Annotated in this window: 13 protein-coding genes; 3 read left to right on the top strand and 10 right to left on the bottom strand. The window is 59.6% G+C overall.

All coding sequences use genetic code 11. The features are described 5' to 3' along the window. Positions 1-16: 16 nt before the first annotated feature. From pyrG to rlmD, 4 genes are all read right to left on the bottom strand, one after another. Positions 17-1,654, bottom strand: coding sequence for a glutamine hydrolyzing CTP synthase (gene pyrG, locus M2366_RS16500; RefSeq protein ID WP_042042981.1), 1,638 nt, complete (start codon positions 1,652-1,654; stop codon positions 17-19). Positions 1,655-1,795: 141 nt separating this feature from the next. After that, positions 1,796-2,599: a nucleoside triphosphate pyrophosphohydrolase gene (gene mazG / locus M2366_RS16505; protein WP_224431228.1), complete on the bottom strand. Its 804-nt coding sequence runs from the start codon at positions 2,597-2,599 to the stop codon at positions 1,796-1,798. Positions 2,600-2,659: 60 nt separating this feature from the next. Continuing rightward, on the bottom strand, positions 2,660-4,867 hold the full coding sequence (relA, locus tag M2366_RS16510) for a GTP diphosphokinase (RefSeq protein ID WP_224431229.1): 2,208 nt from the start codon (positions 4,865-4,867) through the stop codon (positions 2,660-2,662). Positions 4,868-5,020: 153 nt separating this feature from the next. Further along, positions 5,021-6,343 (bottom strand): 23S rRNA (uracil(1939)-C(5))-methyltransferase RlmD, encoded by a 1,323-nt coding sequence (gene rlmD, locus M2366_RS16515; protein WP_224431230.1) that lies wholly within the window; start codon positions 6,341-6,343, stop codon positions 5,021-5,023. A gap of 461 nt (positions 6,344-6,804) precedes the next feature. Between rlmD and barA the strand changes: the two genes are divergently transcribed. The 3 genes from barA to M2366_RS16530 all read left to right on the top strand — a co-directional run bounded on the left by barA (position 6,805) and on the right by M2366_RS16530 (position 10,995). Continuing rightward, a complete protein-coding gene (gene barA, locus M2366_RS16520; RefSeq protein WP_224431231.1) occupies positions 6,805-9,519 on the top strand; it encodes a two-component sensor histidine kinase BarA in 2,715 nt (904 codons plus the stop codon). 84 nt (positions 9,520-9,603) lie between these two features. Next, the gene (locus M2366_RS16525; protein ID WP_042042974.1) at positions 9,604-10,083 is read left to right on the top strand and encodes a DUF1456 family protein; all 480 of its coding nucleotides are present in this window, start codon (positions 9,604-9,606) and stop codon (positions 10,081-10,083) included. Positions 10,084-10,086: 3 nt separating this feature from the next. Beyond that, on the top strand, positions 10,087-10,995 hold the full coding sequence (locus tag M2366_RS16530; protein WP_310508878.1) for an N-acetylmuramoyl-L-alanine amidase: 909 nt from the start codon (positions 10,087-10,089) through the stop codon (positions 10,993-10,995). 234 nt (positions 10,996-11,229) lie between these two features. Here M2366_RS16530 and pdxJ read toward each other — a convergent pair whose 3' ends face one another. The 6 genes from pdxJ to lepA all read right to left on the bottom strand — a co-directional run bounded on the left by pdxJ (position 11,230) and on the right by lepA (position 17,143). Then, positions 11,230-11,967: a pyridoxine 5'-phosphate synthase gene (pdxJ, locus tag M2366_RS16535; RefSeq protein WP_042042973.1), complete on the bottom strand. Its 738-nt coding sequence runs from the start codon at positions 11,965-11,967 to the stop codon at positions 11,230-11,232. A gap of 92 nt (positions 11,968-12,059) precedes the next feature. Beyond that, positions 12,060-12,770, bottom strand: coding sequence for a DNA repair protein RecO (recO, locus tag M2366_RS16540; RefSeq protein WP_042042972.1), 711 nt, complete (start codon positions 12,768-12,770; stop codon positions 12,060-12,062). A gap of 14 nt (positions 12,771-12,784) precedes the next feature. Next, positions 12,785-13,690: a GTPase Era gene (gene era / locus M2366_RS16545; protein ID WP_224431232.1), complete on the bottom strand. Its 906-nt coding sequence runs from the start codon at positions 13,688-13,690 to the stop codon at positions 12,785-12,787. Between the two features lie 58 nt (positions 13,691-13,748). Continuing rightward, positions 13,749-14,420 (bottom strand): ribonuclease III, encoded by a 672-nt coding sequence (rnc, locus tag M2366_RS16550; protein WP_042043031.1) that lies wholly within the window; start codon positions 14,418-14,420, stop codon positions 13,749-13,751. 2 nt (positions 14,421-14,422) lie between these two features. Continuing rightward, the gene (gene lepB / locus M2366_RS16555; RefSeq protein ID WP_259237345.1) at positions 14,423-15,346 is read right to left on the bottom strand and encodes a signal peptidase I; all 924 of its coding nucleotides are present in this window, start codon (positions 15,344-15,346) and stop codon (positions 14,423-14,425) included. A gap of 3 nt (positions 15,347-15,349) precedes the next feature. Further along, complete coding sequence (lepA, locus tag M2366_RS16560) at positions 15,350-17,143, bottom strand: translation elongation factor 4 (protein WP_224431233.1); 1,794 nt, start codon at positions 17,141-17,143, stop codon at positions 15,350-15,352. Between the last annotated feature and the right edge of the window lie 11 nt (positions 17,144-17,154).

Here is a 17,154-nt window from a genome sequence, read left to right on the forward strand (position 1 = left end):
CGCGTTTGATTTTCAATTACTTCAAATTGCGCTTCTGATACTCACCAGCGGCCTTAACAAAGCCTGCAAACAGGGCGTGACCATCACGGGGAGTCGAGGTGAACTCCGGATGGAACTGCGCCGCCACGAACCAAGGGTGATCCGGGATCTCGATAATTTCCACCAATTTCTTGTCGGCGGAGAGACCGGTCACTTTCAAACCCGCCGCTTCAATCTGCGGCAACAGCTTGTTGTTCACCTCATAACGGTGGCGGTGACGCTCGTATATGGTCGGGCTGCCGTACATCTGACGCACCTTGGAATCTTCGACCAGGTGGCAGAGCTGGGAACCCAGACGCATGGTGCCACCCAGATCGGATTTCTCGGTACGAGTCTCGACATTGCCCTCTTCATCAACCCATTCGGTGATGAGGCCGACGACCGGATAAGCGCAATCTTTCTTGAATTCGGAGGAGTGAGCCCCTTCCAGGCCAGCGACGTTGCGCGCAAACTCGATCAGCGCGACTTGCATGCCGAGGCAGATACCCAGATACGGGATCTTGTTCTCACGGGCATACTTGGCGGCCAGAATTTTACCTTCCACGCCGCGCTCGCCGAAGCCACCCGGGACCAGGATAGCGTCCAGGCCTTCCAATTGCTCTGCACCGCGGGTCTCGATGTCCTGAGAGTCGATGTAACGAATATTGACCGACAGCCGGGTCTTGAGACCACCGTGCTTGAGTGCTTCGTTGACGGACTTGTAGGCATCGGGCAGGGAGACATACTTGCCCACCATGCCGATGGTCACTTCGGCAGTCGGGTTGGCTTCTTCATAGATAACCTGTTCCCACTCGCACAGATCCGCCTCTTTGCACACCAGACCGAAACGCTCGATGAAGTAGTTGTCGAGGTTCTGGGAGCGCAGCAGGGCCGGGATCTTGTAGATGGAGTCGACGTCCTTCATGGAGATGACGGCGCGCTCCGGCACGTTGCAGAACAGGGCTATCTTGGCACGCTCGTTGGCCGGAATGGCACGGTCGGAGCGGCAGATCAGCACATCCGGCTGGATACCGATGGAGAGCATCTCCTTGACGGAGTGCTGGGTCGGCTTGGTCTTGACCTCACCGGCAGCCGCCAGGTAAGGGACCAGGGTCAGGTGCATGAACATGGCGCTGTCGCGACCCACTTCTGCCGCCAGCTGACGCAGGGCCTCGAGGAACGGCAGGGATTCGATGTCGCCCACTGTGCCGCCCACTTCGACGATGGCCACCTGATGGCCTTCGGCACCGGCAATCACCCGCTCCTTGATGGCATTGGTGATGTGCGGAATAACCTGGATGGTGGCACCCAGATAATCGCCACGGCGCTCTTTACGCAGCACGTCGGCGTAGATACGGCCTGTGGTGAAGTTGTTGCGACGGGTCATCTTGGTGCGGATGAAACGCTCGTAATGGCCCAGATCCAGATCGGTCTCGGCCCCGTCCTCGGTTACGAACACTTCACCGTGCTGGGTCGGGCTCATGGTGCCCGGATCCACGTTGATGTAGGGGTCCAGTTTCATGATGGTCACATCCAGACCACGGGCTTCCAGAATGGCTGCCAGAGAAGCTGCGGCAATGCCTTTGCCGAGGGATGAAACAACGCCACCAGTTACAAAAATATATTTTGTCGTCATGCTGAACCTGAAAGAAGTTTAGGGATTTTTAAGGGGTGCTTCGGGGATGAAGCAGGACGGGGAAACAGTATACCAAAACCCCCTCTCCCAAACAATGAACAAAAATCTATCAGGCCCGGGCACCGCACGCCTTGCGCCAAATCAACTTTGCTCGGTTTGCTTGGCTTTGTCCCAGGCGGCATCGAGTTTTTCCAGGGAACAATCGGTCATCTTGAGCCCTTCTGCGGCGATAAAGTGCTCAACTTGGCGAAAGCGGCGCTCGAACTTGGCATTGGCGCCACGCAGCACTTGTTCGGGATCCTTGCCCAGATGACGGACCAGATTGACGGTGGCAAACAGCAGATCGCCGAGCTCGTCGCTGACCCTCTCCTCGTCCACATCCGCCATCAACGCCTCTTCCATCACCTCGTCGATCTCCTCGTGGATCTTGTCTACCACGGGGCCGAGGGTCTTCCAGTCAAACCCCACTGTGGCGCAGCGTTTCTGGATCTTGGCGGCCCGGGTCAGGGCCGGCAGGGCGAGGGGGATATCATCGAGCACGCTCGACTTATCCAGCGCCGCACGCTCCTTGGCCTTCTCCGCCTCCCAGTTCAGCTTGACTGCCTGCTCGTCATTCAGGTCTGCATCGGCGAAGACATGAGGATGACGGCGAATGAGTTTTTCGCTCACCGCCGCAACGATATCGGCGAAGTCAAACAAGCCCTGCTCCTTGCCAAGCTGGGCATAGAACACCACCTGGAACAACAGATCCCCCAGCTCCCCTTTCAATCCCTGCCAATCCTGAGTCTCTATCGCATCGGCCACCTCATAGGCCTCCTCCAGGGTGTGGGGCACTATGGTCTGGAAGCTCTGCTTGAGATCCCAGGGACAACCGCCCTGCGGGGAGCGCAGTTGAGCCATTATTTCGAGCAGTCGGGGCAGGTCGTAGCCTTGGGTATTGGACATGGGGTCTTCGCTTTCGATTCGTCAAAAGAGTGACCGGCCACACGGGCCGGTCAGCGGAGTTTAGAGGCGCTTGGCGCTGATCACGTCGTTAAGCTGGCTGAGCTTGGCCAGGGCGCGGTTGAAGGCGTTGATGTTGTAGATCTCCAGCTCCATATCGATCTCGGCGGTCTGATCCTTGACGTTGGAGCGCGAGCGCACCCCCATCACGTTGATTTTCTCGTTGGCGAGCACTGTGGTGATGTCGCGCAGCAGGCCGGATCTGTCGTTGGAGAGGATGCGGATGGTCAGGCCGTAGCCGCCGGAGTAGTTCTCACCCCAGACCGCATCGATAAGTCGCTCAGGATTGCGGCGAGACAACTCTTTGAGCTGCTCGCAGTCATCCCGGTGGATCGAGACGCCACGGCCCATGGTGATGAAGCCCTGGATGGCGTCTCCGGGGATCGGTTGACAGCAGCGGGCGATGTGGGTCATCAGATTGCCCACCCCTTCCACGACGATGTGATCCTTGGGCTTGGTGCGGAAGGGCGTATTGGCCTTCTGCTCCAGCTTCGCCAGCAGGCGGCGATCTTCCTCTTCCGCCGATGGCTTGTTGTAGCGGGTATCGAGGTAATTGAGCAGCTGGTTGATGCGGATATCACCGCTGCCAATGCCCGCCAGCAAATCGTCGAGCTCTTCGGCGTTGAAGCGCTCCAGCGCCTGCTTGTCCACCTTGGAGAGGGTCAGGTTATGCCTGTCCAGCTCTTTATCGAGCAGCTCCTTGCCGGCGGCGACATTCTTGTCCCTGTCCAGCTTGCGGAACCAGGTGGCGACCTTGGCGCGGGCCCGGCTCGAACGCAGGAAACCGGCATTGGGGTTCATCCAGTCCCGGCTCGGGTTCGGCTCCTTCTGGGTGATCACCTCGACCTGATCCCCGGTCTGCAAGGTGTAAGTAAAGGGCACTATCCGGCCATCTATCTTGGTACCTATGCAGCGGTGGCCGATCATGCTGTGCACGTGATAGGCAAAATCGAGGGGCGTGGCGCCCGCCGGCAAGTCGATGACATCCCCTTTCGGGGTGAACACATAGACCCTGTCCTCGAACACCTGACTGCGCAGATCTTCGAGCAGGGAGCCGCTCTCGGAGAGATCCTCCTGCCAGGCGAGCAGCTTGCGCAACCACTCGATCTTGTCTTCGAAAGTGGTGGTCTTGGCAACCTGGGCCCCTTCCTTGTAACGCCAGTGGGCCGCGACGCCGAGCTCGGCATCCTGGTGCATCTGGTCGGTACGGATCTGGATCTCCACCGCCTTGCCCTCGTTACCCACGACCACAGTGTGGATGGACTGATAACCGTTGGGCTTGGGGTTGGCGACATAGTCGTCAAATTCGCGGGGAATGTGGTGGAAATGGGTGTGAACTATACCAAGCGCCGCATAGCAGTCCTGCAACCGCTTGGTGACGACCCGCACCGCGCGCACGTCAAACAGTTCGTTGAATTCGAGGTGCTTCTTCTGCATCTTGCGCCAGATGCTGTAGATGTGTTTCGGACGGCCATAGACCTCGGCCTCGACCCCGGCCTCTTGCAACGCATCGCGCAGGGATTGTACGAATTCGCGGATGTAGCGCTCGCGGTCCAGGCGCTTCTCGTCGAGCTGCTTGGCGATCTGCTTGTAGGTCTCCGGGTGCAGGTAGCGAAACGCGAGATCCTCAAGCTCCCACTTGAGCTGACCTATGCCGAGCCGATTGGCGAGCGGGGCATAGATGTTGGTGATCTCCTGGGCCATCAGCACCCGGGTCTCTTCATCCGCCAGCTTGGCTTCGCGCAGACAGGCTATGCGCTCCGCCAGCTTGATCACCACGGCGCGCACGTCCTCGACCATGGCGAGCAGCATGCGCCGCACATTGTCGACCTGCTCCGGTGAGGTCTCGCTGCGATGCAGGGTCTGCAGGGAGCGGATGGCCTCCATCTCCAGCACACCTTCCACCAACTTGGCGATCTTGGTGCCGAAATCCTCTTCCATCCGGGCCGCCGGGATAAGGCCGGTCTCGACGAAGGGGTAAAGGATGGCGGCCTTGAGGGTGGCGACGTCCATGTTGAGCATCATCAAGATGCCCACCATTTCCACGCCGCGCACCAACAGCCGGGAAGTGAGCCCCTCCTCGCCCTGACTCACGCAATACTGGTATACGGTTCGCAACTGGTCTTTCTCAGCTTCACCGAGGGAGAGAGAACGTATCCACTCATCCAGGGTGAAGTTGTCTTTCAAATGAATATCGCGAACCGCAACCATGGTATCAATCCTTAATTATTGGGGCCCAGGCTGACGCCTGCCCCCGCACTTTGACGAGACTCGCCTCAAATGGGGATGCAACAACCGAATTTCAAGCCGGAGATACTGCCCGGCTGTGGTTGTCCTCCTTGGCGAGGTATCAGATTACTGCAATCACCCCAGCTCGAACAACGCCATGGATTCGAGATGGCCTGTGTGCGGGAACATATCCAGCATGCCGAGTTGACTCAGGCGATAGCCCCCCTCGATCAGCACCTTGCTGTCCCGAGCCAGGGTGACCGGATTGCAGGAGACATAGACCACCCGCTTAGGGGAAAGTTTCACTACATGCTCCATCACGGCCAAGGCGCCGGGGCGAGCGGGATCCAGCAGCACCAGATCGAAGCCTTCCCTCGCCCAGGACATGCCGGCGATATCGCCGCTCAAATCCGCCTTGTAGAAGCGGGCATTGCCAATACCGTTGCGCTCGGCGTTCTGAGTGGCGCGCGCCACCATGGCAAGATCCCCTTCCACCCCGACCACTTCCCGGGCCTTGCGAGCCAGCGGCAGGGTGAAGTTGCCTATGCCACAGAACAGATCCAGCACCTTGTCCCCGGCCCCCACCCCGAGCCAGTCGATGGCCTGGGCCACCATGGCCTGGTTGATGCCACCATTGATCTGGATAAAATCACCGGGAGCGAATGCAAGAGCCAGGCCATCTAGTTGATAAGAGGGGGCAAACCGCTGACTTAGCGCTTCTATCTGCTCATCTGCCGCCTGCAGATAGAGGTCGATGCCATGCTCCTCGGCAAATGCCAGCAACAGGGCGCGATCCATCTCGTTTGGCCGACCGGTGTGACGCAGCAACATGAGCACTCCCTGCTCAGCCTGGATCAGCTCTACGTGGCCCAGTTCGCGCTGACTCTTGAGCCCGTTCAGGCAAGCGCGCAGCGGGGCAATCAACACCGAGAGGGGGTCTGCCAGCACAGGGCAGCTGCCTATCTCGACCAGGTCGTTGGACTGGCGACGGCGAAAGCCAAGCCGGGTGCAGCGGCCATTCTTGTCAAACTTGATGGCCAGGCGACAGACCCGGCGGTAGGCACGGGACTCCCCTGCCAGGGCGGGGGCCAGCTCAGGGGCCTGGATGTTGCTCAGGCGGGAAAAGAGGCTAACCAGCCCGGCCTGTTTGGCGGCGAGCTGATCGGCACCGCTCAGATGCTGGGCGTTGCAGCCACCACACTCGCGATAATGGCCACAGAAAGGCACGATACGGTTCTCGGCCGGGCTCACCACCTGCTGCAAGATCGCATGCGCGTACTGTTTCTTGTCCTCGGTGAGGCGTACCTTGACCCGTTCACCGGGCAGGGCCCCTTCCACGAAGACGGCTTTCCCCTGATGACGGCCGATGCCGACGCAGTGGTGGTCCAGATTGTCTACCGTAATTTCAATACGTTGGAGCTGGGTGGATTTCTTTTGGGGCTTGAAAAACTGGGCCATAAAACTTGGTGCCTATAGGTGGCTATGTCATGATTGTGGAATCTGCAGCAGGCTATTGTCCCACAAGAATAATAGTATGACCAAATCCGGCCTGCGGGCCCGCGCACCGTCGCTCACCCTCTTGCCTACCCGGCGCTTCGGGGGACTATTCCCATGACCAAATCCGGCCTGCGCGCTCATGCCGTGTCATTGACAATCTCGCCCAGCCTGCTCATCGGGGGACCATCCGCATGACCAAATCCGGCCTGCGCGCTCATGCCGTGTCATTGACAATCTCGCCCACCCTGCTCATCGGGGGACCATCCGCATGACCAAGTCCGGCCTTCGCGCTCATGCCGTGTCATTGACAATCTCGCCCAGCCTGCTCATCGGGGGACCATCCGCATGACCAAGTACGGCCTTCGAGCCCGTGTCGTGTCATTGACAATCTTGCCCAGCCTGCTCATCGGGGGATCATCCGCATGACCAAGTACGGCCTTCGAGCCCGTGTGCTGGCCTTTACCATATTGCCGACCCTGATCATTGGCGGCCTGATGGCGGGTTATTTCACCTTCCACCGCTATCAGCAGCTGGAAAACAATCTCATCGATCAGGGCATCAACATCATAGAGCCCCTGGCCATCGCCAGTGAATATGGCATGACCCAGCACAGTCGTGAGTCCCTCAAACGGCTGATTGGCCTGACTCACCGCAAGAACTCACCGCTCATCAAGTCCATCGCCGTCTTTACCCAGGACAACCAGCTGTTCGTGACGTCCAACTATCACCGCGACTTCACCCGGCTGCGGCTGCCGGATGGCAGCACCATACCCGAACTCACCAGCGTCACCCTCTATGGGGACGACATCATCCTGCGCACCCCGATCCAGGCCGAAACCAGCCTGGATGGCTTCCCGCTGCCCAGCGATGTCGAGCCCCCCGTCATTGGCTATATCTCGATGCAGATGACCACCGACAGGGCCATGATCTTGCAATATCGCGATACCTTCTTCGCGGTGGTCATGGTGCTGATCGGCCTCGCCGTCAGTACCCTGTTCGGCTTCCGACTGGTCAAGAGCGTGACTCAGCCCATCACTGACATGGTGAAGGCGGTGCACAAAATCAGGGAGGGGCGGCTCGATACCCGGGTCAGCGGCCAGCTTACCGGTGAGCTGGACATGCTGAAAAATGGCATCAACGCCATGGCCAAGGCGCTCTCCGAATATCACGAGGAGATGCAGCAGAATATCGATCAGGCCACCTCAGACCTGCGGGAGACACTTGAACAGATAGAGATCCAGAACGTCGAGCTCGACATGGCCAAGAAGCGGGCTCAGGAGGCGGCCAGGGTCAAATCCGAGTTCCTCGCCAACATGTCTCACGAGCTGCGCACCCCGCTCAATGGGGTCATCGGCTTCACCCGCCAACTGCTCAAGACGGCGTTGACCCCGAGTCAGACCGACTACATGCAGACCATAGAGAAGTCGGCCCGCAACCTGCTCGGCATCATCAACGACATCCTCGACTTCTCCAAGCTGGAGGCGGGCAAGCTGCAACTCGAGCATATCCCGTTCAGCCTGCGCGACACCCTCAACGAGACCATGCACCTGCTCGGCCCGAGCGCCCACGACAAGCAGCTCGAGCTCTCACTGCGCGTCGATACCGAGGTGCCGGATCATCTCACCGGCGATCCCATGCGGCTGCAACAGGTGATCACCAACCTGGCAGGCAACGCCATCAAGTTCACCGAGCAGGGCAACGTGGATGTCCACATCAGCCAGAGCGGCCCCCTGCACCAAGGCACATTCCGCCTCAATGTGCAGATCCGCGACACCGGTATCGGCATCTCGCCGGATCAGCAGCGCCAACTGTTCCAGGCCTTCAACCAGGCCGACTCCTCCATCTCCCGACGTTATGGGGGCACCGGCCTGGGCCTCGTCATCACCCAGAAACTGGTGCAGCAGATGGGCGGCCTCATCCGCTTCGAATCCGAGCTCGGACAGGGCTCCGTATTCACCTTCAGCCTGGATCTGGAAGTCTCGCCCCTGCCCCAGGCCGATCAGCTGCCGCTGGACCGCATCCGTGGCAGACGCGTCTGGTTGCTGGAGGCGGATCCCTTCGCTCAGGCCTCTCTGTGCGCCCTGCTGAAGGAGTGGCTGCTGGATGTCGTGCTGGTCGAGCCCAATGCCCCCTGGCCCACCATCACCGACCAGGACATAGTGGTGATTGGCAGCAGCCAGCGCCACAGCACAGAATCGGTCTTGGCCCGCCTTGACGATCTCAAGGGGCAGCAGAATCGCATCGTGCTGCTGAGCAGCCACGAGCCGGCGTTGTATGAGAAGATGCACCAGCATGGGGCCCAACATTGTCTCTCCAAGCCCATCAATCACCGCAAATTGCTCCATGCCCTGCTCTCCCCAGAGGCGGTCAGCAACGCGCCTTTGGCACTGCCCCAGATCCCGCCCCGCCAGATTGAGGACATCAGGGTGCTGGCGGTGGATGACAATGCCGCCAACCTCAAACTGATTGCCGCCATGCTCAAGGAGATGGTCAGCCAGGTGGTGCTGTGCAAGAACGGCAAGGAGGCGGTCAAGCAGGCCCAGAGCCAGGGCTTTGACATCATCTTCATGGACATACAGATGCCGATCATGGATGGCATCAGTGCCACTCAGGTGATCCGCAGTCAGTCCCTCAATACCGAGACTCCCATAGTGGCGGTGACGGCCCACGCCATTCCGGGGGAGCGCGAGCGCCTGATCCGCCAGGGCATGGACGACTACCTGGCCAAGCCCATCGACGAAGGCATGCTGGCTCAACTCATCAAGGACTTCGCCCACAGGCGTCACCAGAGCAGTACCATCCAGCAGATAGACTGGACCCTGGCCGTGCGTCAGGCGGCCAACAAGCCTGAACTGGCCAAAGAGATGCTGACCATGTTGCTGATAAGCTTCGACGAGCTGGATCCCCTGCTGGATGCCGCTATCCGGGGTGAGGCCGAACAGCAACAGGTGCTGGATCAGATCCATAGGCTCAATGGCGGCTGTGCCTATTCCGGCGTGCCAGGCCTGCAGCGCCTGCTCTCCCAACTCGAACAGCAGTTGCGTGATGGCACCGTCCTGGCCGAACTGGAACCCGAGTTACTGGAGTTGCAAGACGCCATCGAGCAGGTGCGTGCCGAAGCGCCCCGCTACCTTTAAGGGAAGCTGGCGCAGTCCTGGCCGCTTTTTCTGACGCCACCTCCGGCAAGTGGTACAGTTGCCCGCTTTTTTACAGGAGTCATCATGACCAACAACGATATATTGCGCCGCCTGCGTTATGCCCTCAGCATCAGCAACGACCAGATGGTCGAGATGTTTGCCAAAGGCAACCTGCCCGTCGATCACGCCCTGCTGCACAGCTGGTTGCTCAAAGAAGCCGCCGAAGGGGAAGAGCAGGAAGCCGGTTTTGTCGCCTGCCCTGACGCTGCCCTCAGCCAGTTCCTCGACGGCATGATAGTCGTGCGCCGTGGTGTACGCGAAGACGCGCCGCCCCAGCAGATCCCCAACCGGATCAACAACAATCTTATCTTGCGTAAATTGCGCATCGCCTTGAATTTCAAGGAAGATGACATGCTGGCAACCCTCAAGGCCGCCGACTTCAAGCTCTCCAAATCCGAGCTGAGTGCCCTGTTCCGCTCCAAGGATCACAAACACTATCAGGATTGCGGCGATCAGATACTGCGCAACTTCCTGCTTGGCCTGACTGCGCAGCTGCGCGGCTGAGTCATGGCTGCGCCGTCGCTCCCCCACCAGATCCGCTCCCTGGGGTGGAGCGCGGCGCAGCTCTCTCCCCTTGTACTCTGCTGCAGCCTCCTGCTGGTGCTCCTCGTCCTGCAAGGTTGCAAACCCGTCCACTATCGGCTCGAACACCAATATCAGAGCGCCAGCCAGGATGGCCGCATCGCCTTCCTGATCCTGCACTACACGGATGAAGATGATGACCACTCCCTGCGCCTGCTCACCCAATCCCCCTACAAGGTCAGCGCCCACTATCTGGTGCCCCGCGCCCCGGATCGCAGCCCCCTGCCCATCTATCAGCTAGTACCGGACAGCCAGCGCGCCTGGCATGCGGGCCGCAGTCGCTGGCACAATCAGGCCGGGCTTAACGCCAGCTCGCTGGGTATAGAGATAGTGAACCTGGGCTACGACACCAAGGAGGCTCAACTGCCGATTGATGCCCGCCACTGGCAAACTTTCACCGAGGCGCAAATCGCCGCCGTTGGCGCGCTCAGTCAAGATCTCGTTGAGCGCTATCACATCCCCCCGACCCATGTGCTGGCTCATAGCGACATAGCGCCGACCCGCAAGCTGGATCCCGGCCCTCGCTTCCCCTGGCGGCGCCTCTCTCTGGAGTACGGGGTGGGCGCCTGGCCCGATGAGGCGCGGGTGGCGGTATTGAACGCCGAGCTGGAACAGGCTCCCCAGGGGCGCTGGGATGCCGCACGCTGGCAGCAGGCGCTTGCTCGCTATGGCTATGACCTGCCCCAGAGCGGTGATTGGGATGCCCCAAGCCGGGATGCCCTGCGCGCCTTTCAGCTCCATTTTCGCGCGGCCAGGGTCGACAGCGAACCCGATAATGAGAGTCAGGCCATCCTGATGGCCCTGCTTGAGAAGTACCACCCAGCACATCCCTGAGTCGCGAGTCAGGTCATCTCCCTGATGGCCCTGCTTGAGAAATACCACCCAGCACATCCCTGAGTCGCGAGTCAGGTCATCTCCCTGATGGCCCTGCTTGAGAAGTACCACCCAGCACATCCCTGAACCGAGCGTCAGACTAGCTCCAGCCCTGCCCTCCCCCAAAAAAGAAACCGCCAGCGGGATAGCCCGCTGGCGGTTCATCGAGAGACATGCTGTCGCCGATTGAGGGTATCAGACGCTGGCGCGCGCCTCCTGCATCAGGACGCGCATGTCGGCGACCGCCTTGGCCAGACCATCGAAGGCGGCACGGCCTATGATGGCGTGACCAATGTTGAGCTCATAGATCTCGGGGATGGCGGCGATGGCCTGAACATTGTGGTAGTGCAGGCCGTGACCAGCATTGACCTTGAGTCCTTTATCGGCCGCATAGGAAGCCCCGGCGGCGATGCGCTTGAACTCGGCGCAGCGCTCACTGTCGGTGGGAGCATCGGCATAGCGGCCGGTGTGGATTTCGATAAAGGGAGCACCACTCGCCACGGCCGCGTCTATCTGCTGATAATCCGCATCGATAAACAGCGATACCTTGGCACCCACCTCACTCAGCCGACGCACCGCATCGGTGATTTTATCGAGCTGACCCGCCACATCCAGACCGCCTTCCGTGGTCACCTCGGTGCGCTTTTCCGGCACCAGGCAGACGAAATGCGGCTTGATACGGCAGGCGATCTCGATCATCTCCTCGGTCACCGCCATCTCCAGGTTCATTCTGGTCTGTATGGTCTGACGCAGGATCTCGACATCACGGTCGGTAATGTGGCGTCTGTCTTCGCGCAGGTGAACCGTGATGCCATCTGCCCCTGCCTGCTCGGCGACGAAGGCGGCCTGCACCGGATCCGGGTACTGGGTGCCCCGGGCGTTACGCAGGGTGGCAATGTGGTCTATGTTCACGCCCAGATAGATATCGCTCATTAACAACTCCTTGAAAGTCTGTATAAAAATCCACTACGGACCAGGTCGGTCGCCCTTGGGCCAACCCGCCTCTGAACAGAGTCCATGATCCCTCAGGCCGAGACGCTACTCTTTCGCTTGATAAACAGCTCCCGGCTCTTGAGTTGCCGCTTCCCCAGGTAGGGTTGCAGCGCCAGGCGGCTGAACCGTTTGGCCGCCTGCAACAGTGCCGGGCTATCGAAACGCCCCTCGGCGAAGGCCAGCAGGTGAGCGCCGAGGAACAGGGTACGGGGATCTGCCGTGCGCTCGCAAGCCACGAAACCGAGTTCGCGCTCGAAGCCATACAATAACTCGGGCCTTATGATGCTCTCATCGTCGGCGGCATATTCAAAATCCACCGCATAGCCGAGGGATTGCAGCAACAGAAACTCGAAACGACGCAGGGGCAACTCGGGGGTTTCGCCATCGGTGAGCGCCATCAACGCGCGGGCATAGCCATCAAACACCTCGGGAAAGGGGGTATGGGCTTCCAGCAGGTAGTAGACCAGCTCGTTGAGATAGAGACCATAGAACAGCAGGTCGCCGCTCAGACGCAGGGAGTAGTCCGGGCACTCGACTGCGGTCAGGTTTTTGAGATCCCCCTTGCCACGCCAGGCAATGGTGAGCAGGGAGAAAGGCTGCAGCAGCCCTTTTAGAGGGGAACGTGGCCCGCGAGAACCGCGAGCCACCAGGGTAAATCGGCCACTATCCTGGGTGAATACCTCGACCAGCTGACTGGTCTCCCGATAGGGCCGACTGTGGATAACGAAGGCCGGTGTCAGCAATCGATCATCACCACTTAATCATCACCATAGCCAAGGCTGCGCAGGGCGCGCTCATCATCGGCCCAGCCCGACTTGACCTTGACCCACAGCTCCAGGTGCACCTTGTTCTGGAACAGGCGTTCCATGTCGATGCGCGCTTCTGTGCCTATGGTCTTGATCCGCTCACCCTTGTTGCCGATGACCATCTTCTTCTGGCCATCGCGCTCCACCAGGATCACGCCATTGATGTAGTAGATACCGTTATCTTCGACCTTGAAGCGCTCTATCTCCACGGTCACCGAGTAGGGCAGCTCCTCACCGGTGAAGCGCATCAGCTTCTCACGGATGATCTCGGAGGCCATGAAGCGGGACGAACGGTCTGTCACGTAATCTTCCGGGAAGAAGTGCACGTTTTCCGGCAGCAGATCCTTGGCCCACTCGCGGATCTTCTCCACGTTGGTGCCCTTCTCGGCACTGATGGGCAGGATATGGGAGAACTTCATCTGCTGACCGAGCCACTCCAGGTGAGGCAGCAGGTCTTCCTTATCCTTGACGTTGTCTATCTTGTTGACCGCCAGCACCACGGGACAAGGCAGATGGCGCAGCTTGCCGAGCACCATGTCGTCATCCTTGGTCCAGTGGGTGCCGTCGACCATGAACACCACCATGGCCACGTCCCCCAGAGAACTGGTGGCGGCACGGTTCATCAGCCGGTTGATGGCCCGCTTCTCTTCGATGTGCAGACCCGGGGTATCCACAAAGATGGTCTGATAGTTGTCCTCGGTGTCTATCCCCAAAATCCGGTGACGGGTGGTCTGGGGCTTCTTCGAGGTAATGCTCACCTTCTGGCCAAGCAGCTTGTTGAGCAGAGTGGACTTGCCCACGTTGGGGCGGCCCACGATGGCGACAAAGCCGCAGTAAGTGGTATCTGTATCCGTCATGACAGTTTTTCCAGTGCCTGTTGTGTTGAAAGACCGCGGCCTCTTGCATCAATAGCAGTCATGACAGTCTTTCCAGTGCTTGCTGCGCCGCGGCCTGCTCGGCCTTGCGGCGGCTGGTGCCGACCCCAATAAGTGGCTCATCCAGGCCATCCACCTCACAGTGCACGGTGAACTCCTGATTGTGCGCCTCACCCTTGACCTTGGTCACAGTGTAGGTCGGCAGGGATTTACGGCTTCCCTGCAGTATCTCTTGCAGGCGGGTCTTGGGATCCTTCTGCTCTATGCCCGGCTTTATCTCGTCCAGGCGGCTGGCATACCAGCTCAGCAACAAGGTCCGCACCGCCTCGAGATCGGTATCCAGATAGACGGCGCCTATCATCGCCTCGACCGTATCGGCCAAGATGGATTCACGACGATAACCGCCGCTCTTGAGCTCGCCCGGCCCCAGGATCAGGTGATCCCCAAGCTCGAACTCGCGGCCGAGTTCGGCCAGGGTCTTCTCGCGCACCAGGGTGGCACGCATCCGGCTGAGATCCCCTTCCGCCGCTTGCGGGAAGCGGTGGAAGAGCGCATCAGCAATCACCAGGCTGAGGATGGAGTCCCCGAGGAACTCCAGACGCTCGTTGTGGCGGGATCCTGCGCTTCTGTGGGTCAGGGCGCGGGTCAACATATCCTTGTCCGAAAAGACATGCCCGAGACGGGACTGCAGTCTGTTCATCTTGATATTCATCATTACTTTATTCCGCCGATGCGGTTGAAGCGCACGTCGGTCGGCACCCAGCTTGGCAGCCAGGAGCTCTCGTCGCGCTCAAATTCGAAACTGATCCAGATGGCAACCGCCTTGCCGACCAGATTCTGCTCGGGCACGAAGCCCCAGAAACGGCTGTCGGTACTGTTGTCACGGTTATCGCCCATCACGAAGTAGTGACCCTCTGGTACGACCCATTCATCCGGGTAGGTACCGGGCTGGCGATAGTAGCGATCCACCAGATCCGGCATCAGGGGGTTGCGCAGGGTATCGTGGCTCACGCTACCCAACTGCTCGGTAAAGCGATCCAGGGGGATACCCATCTGGCTGAATTCCCCACGCTGGTCGAAGCTGACATCGAGCTTCTTGAAACCCGGGCACGTTTTCCCTGCCTGCTCCTCGCACTTGGGACGGATCATGATCTGCTTGTTGCGATAGATGACCCGATCGCCGGGCATGCCGACCACTCGCTTGATGTAGTCAATCCGGGTATCCAGCGGATACTTGAATACCACCACATCGCCCCGTGACGGTTCACCGGTTTCGAGGAACTTGGTGTTGCTGACCGGATCCTTGAGGCCGTAGGCAAACTTCTCCACCAGGATGAAGTCGCCCACCAGCAGGGTCGGCATCATGGAGCCCGACGGGATCTGGAACGGCTCGAACAAGAAGGAGCGCAGTATCAGCACCAGGGTGATGACGGGGAAGATCCCCGCCGTCTGCTCTATCCATACCGGCACCGGCGCCACCTTGGCGAGGGTCTTCTCATCCAGGCCTGCACCGCCATGGGCACGGGCCATGGCAATCTTGGCGGCCCTTTGCTTGGACCACACCAGCTTGTCGATACACCAGATAATGCCGGTCACCGCACAGACGATAACCAGGATCAGGGAAAACGTACTTGCCATCGATTAATCCTTTCCTACGTGGAGAATGGCGAGGAAGGCCTCTTGCGGCACGTCGACACGACCGATGGACTTCATCCGCTTCTTGCCTTCTTTCTGCTTGTTCAGCAGTTTCTTCTTCCGGCTCACATCGCCACCGTAGCACTTGGCGGTCACGTCCTTGCGCAGGGCCTTGACGGTGCTGCGGGCGATGATCTGGCTGCCAATAGAGGCCTGAATGGCAATATCGAACATCTGGCGCGGGATCAACTCACGCATCTTCTCCACCACCTGGCGACCGCGATACTGGGCGTTCTCCTTGTGGGTGATGATGGCCAGAGCATCGACGCGATCGCCGTTGATCATGATGTCGAGGCGCACCATGTCGGAGGTTTCGAAGCGCTTGAAGCCGTAATCCAGGGAGGCGTAGCCACGGCTGGTAGACTTGAGGCGGTCGAAGAAGTCGAGCACCACTTCCGCCATGGGGATGTCATAGGTCAGCGCCACCTGGTTACCGTGGTAAACCATGTTGGTCTGCACGCCACGCTTCTCGATACAGAGGGTGATGACGTTGCCCATGTACGCCTGCGGCAGCAGTATGTTGCACTCGGCGATAGGCTCGCGCATCTCCTTGATGTTGTTCAAGGCAGGCATCGCAGCCGGGCTGTCAATGTGGATGGTCGAGCCATCGTTGAGCTCAATCTCATAAACTACGGTCGGTGCCGTGGTGATCAGCTCCAGATCGTATTCCCGCTCCAGGCGCTCCTGGATGATCTCCATGTGCAGCATGCCAAGGAAGCCACAGCGGAAGCCAAAGCCCAGCGCGGTCGAGCTCTCTGGCTCGAAGAACAGGGAGGCGTCATTCAGGGAGAGTTTGTCGAGGGCGTCACGGAATGACTCATAGTCATCGCTGGAGATGGGGAACAGACCGGCATAAACCTGCGGCTTGACCTTCTTGAAGCCCGCCAGCGCCTTGTCGGCACCATTCTTGGCCTGGGTCAGGGTATCGCCGACGGGGGCGCCGTGGATGTCCTTGATGCCGCACACCACCCAACCTACCTCGCCGCAACCCAGACCTTGGGTGTCGACTTGCTTGGGAGTGAAGATGCCGATGCGATCCACGCCCCACACCTGACCGGTGCTCATCACCTTGATCTTGTCGTTCTTCTTGAGTGAGCCGTTTTTGACGCGCACCAGAGAAACCACGCCCAGGTAGGAGTCGAACCAGGAGTCGATGATCAGCGCTTGCAGCGGGGCATCGGGATCTCCTTCGGGGGGCGGGATACGGGCCACGATCTCTTCCAGCACCAGATCGACCCCGAGGCCGGTCTTGGCGGAGCAACGCACCGCTTCCATGGCGTCGATGCCGACGATGTCTTCAATTTCTTCGGCGACTCGCTCGGGTTCGGCGGCAGGCAAGTCTATCTTGTTGAGCACTGGCACCACTTCCAGCGCCATTTCCATGGCGGTGTAGCAGTTGGCCAGAGTCTGTGCCTCAACCCCCTGACCGGCATCGACCACCAGCAGTGCACCTTCACAGGCAGCCAGCGAGCGGGATACCTCATAGGAGAAGTCCACGTGACCCGGGGTGTCGATAAAGTTCAGCTGGTAGGTGTTACCGTCTTGAGCCTGGTAGTTCAGGGTCACACTCTGCGCTTTGATGGTAATGCCGCGCTCGCGCTCCAGGTCCATGGAGTCAAGCACCTGAGCCTGCATCTCACGGTCGGACAGGCCGCCACAAGTCTGGATCAGACGGTCCGACAGGGTCGATTTACCGTGGTCTATGTGCGCAATAATCGAAAAGTTACGAATGTATTTCATCGAGCAGGGAT

The organism is Aeromonas sp. BIGb0405 (assembly GCF_024807335.1).
Lineage (GTDB): Bacteria > Pseudomonadota > Gammaproteobacteria > Enterobacterales > Aeromonadaceae > Aeromonas > Aeromonas rivuli.

Bases quoted from the DNA above. Each gene is read 5' to 3' on its own strand.
- pyrG (WP_042042981.1), bottom strand. From the start codon at position 1,654: ATGACGACAAAATATATTTTTGTAACTGGTGGCGTTGTTTCATCCCTC.
- mazG (WP_224431228.1), bottom strand. From the start codon at position 2,599: ATGTCCAATACCCAAGGCTACGACCTGCCCCGACTGCTCGAAATAATG.
- relA (WP_224431229.1), bottom strand. From the start codon at position 4,867: ATGGTTGCGGTTCGCGATATTCATTTGAAAGACAACTTCACCCTGGAT.
- rlmD (WP_224431230.1), bottom strand. From the start codon at position 6,343: ATGGCCCAGTTTTTCAAGCCCCAAAAGAAATCCACCCAGCTCCAACGT.
- barA (WP_224431231.1), top strand. From the start codon at position 6,805: ATGACCAAGTACGGCCTTCGAGCCCGTGTGCTGGCCTTTACCATATTG.
- M2366_RS16525 (WP_042042974.1), top strand. From the start codon at position 9,604: ATGACCAACAACGATATATTGCGCCGCCTGCGTTATGCCCTCAGCATC.
- M2366_RS16530 (WP_310508878.1), top strand. From the start codon at position 10,087: ATGGCTGCGCCGTCGCTCCCCCACCAGATCCGCTCCCTGGGGTGGAGC.
- pdxJ (WP_042042973.1), bottom strand. From the start codon at position 11,967: ATGAGCGATATCTATCTGGGCGTGAACATAGACCACATTGCCACCCTG.
- era (WP_224431232.1), bottom strand. From the start codon at position 13,690: ATGACGGATACAGATACCACTTACTGCGGCTTTGTCGCCATCGTGGGC.
- rnc (WP_042043031.1), bottom strand. From the start codon at position 14,420: ATGAATATCAAGATGAACAGACTGCAGTCCCGTCTCGGGCATGTCTTT.
- lepB (WP_259237345.1), bottom strand. From the start codon at position 15,346: ATGGCAAGTACGTTTTCCCTGATCCTGGTTATCGTCTGTGCGGTGACC.
- lepA (WP_224431233.1), bottom strand. From the start codon at position 17,143: ATGAAATACATTCGTAACTTTTCGATTATTGCGCACATAGACCACGGT.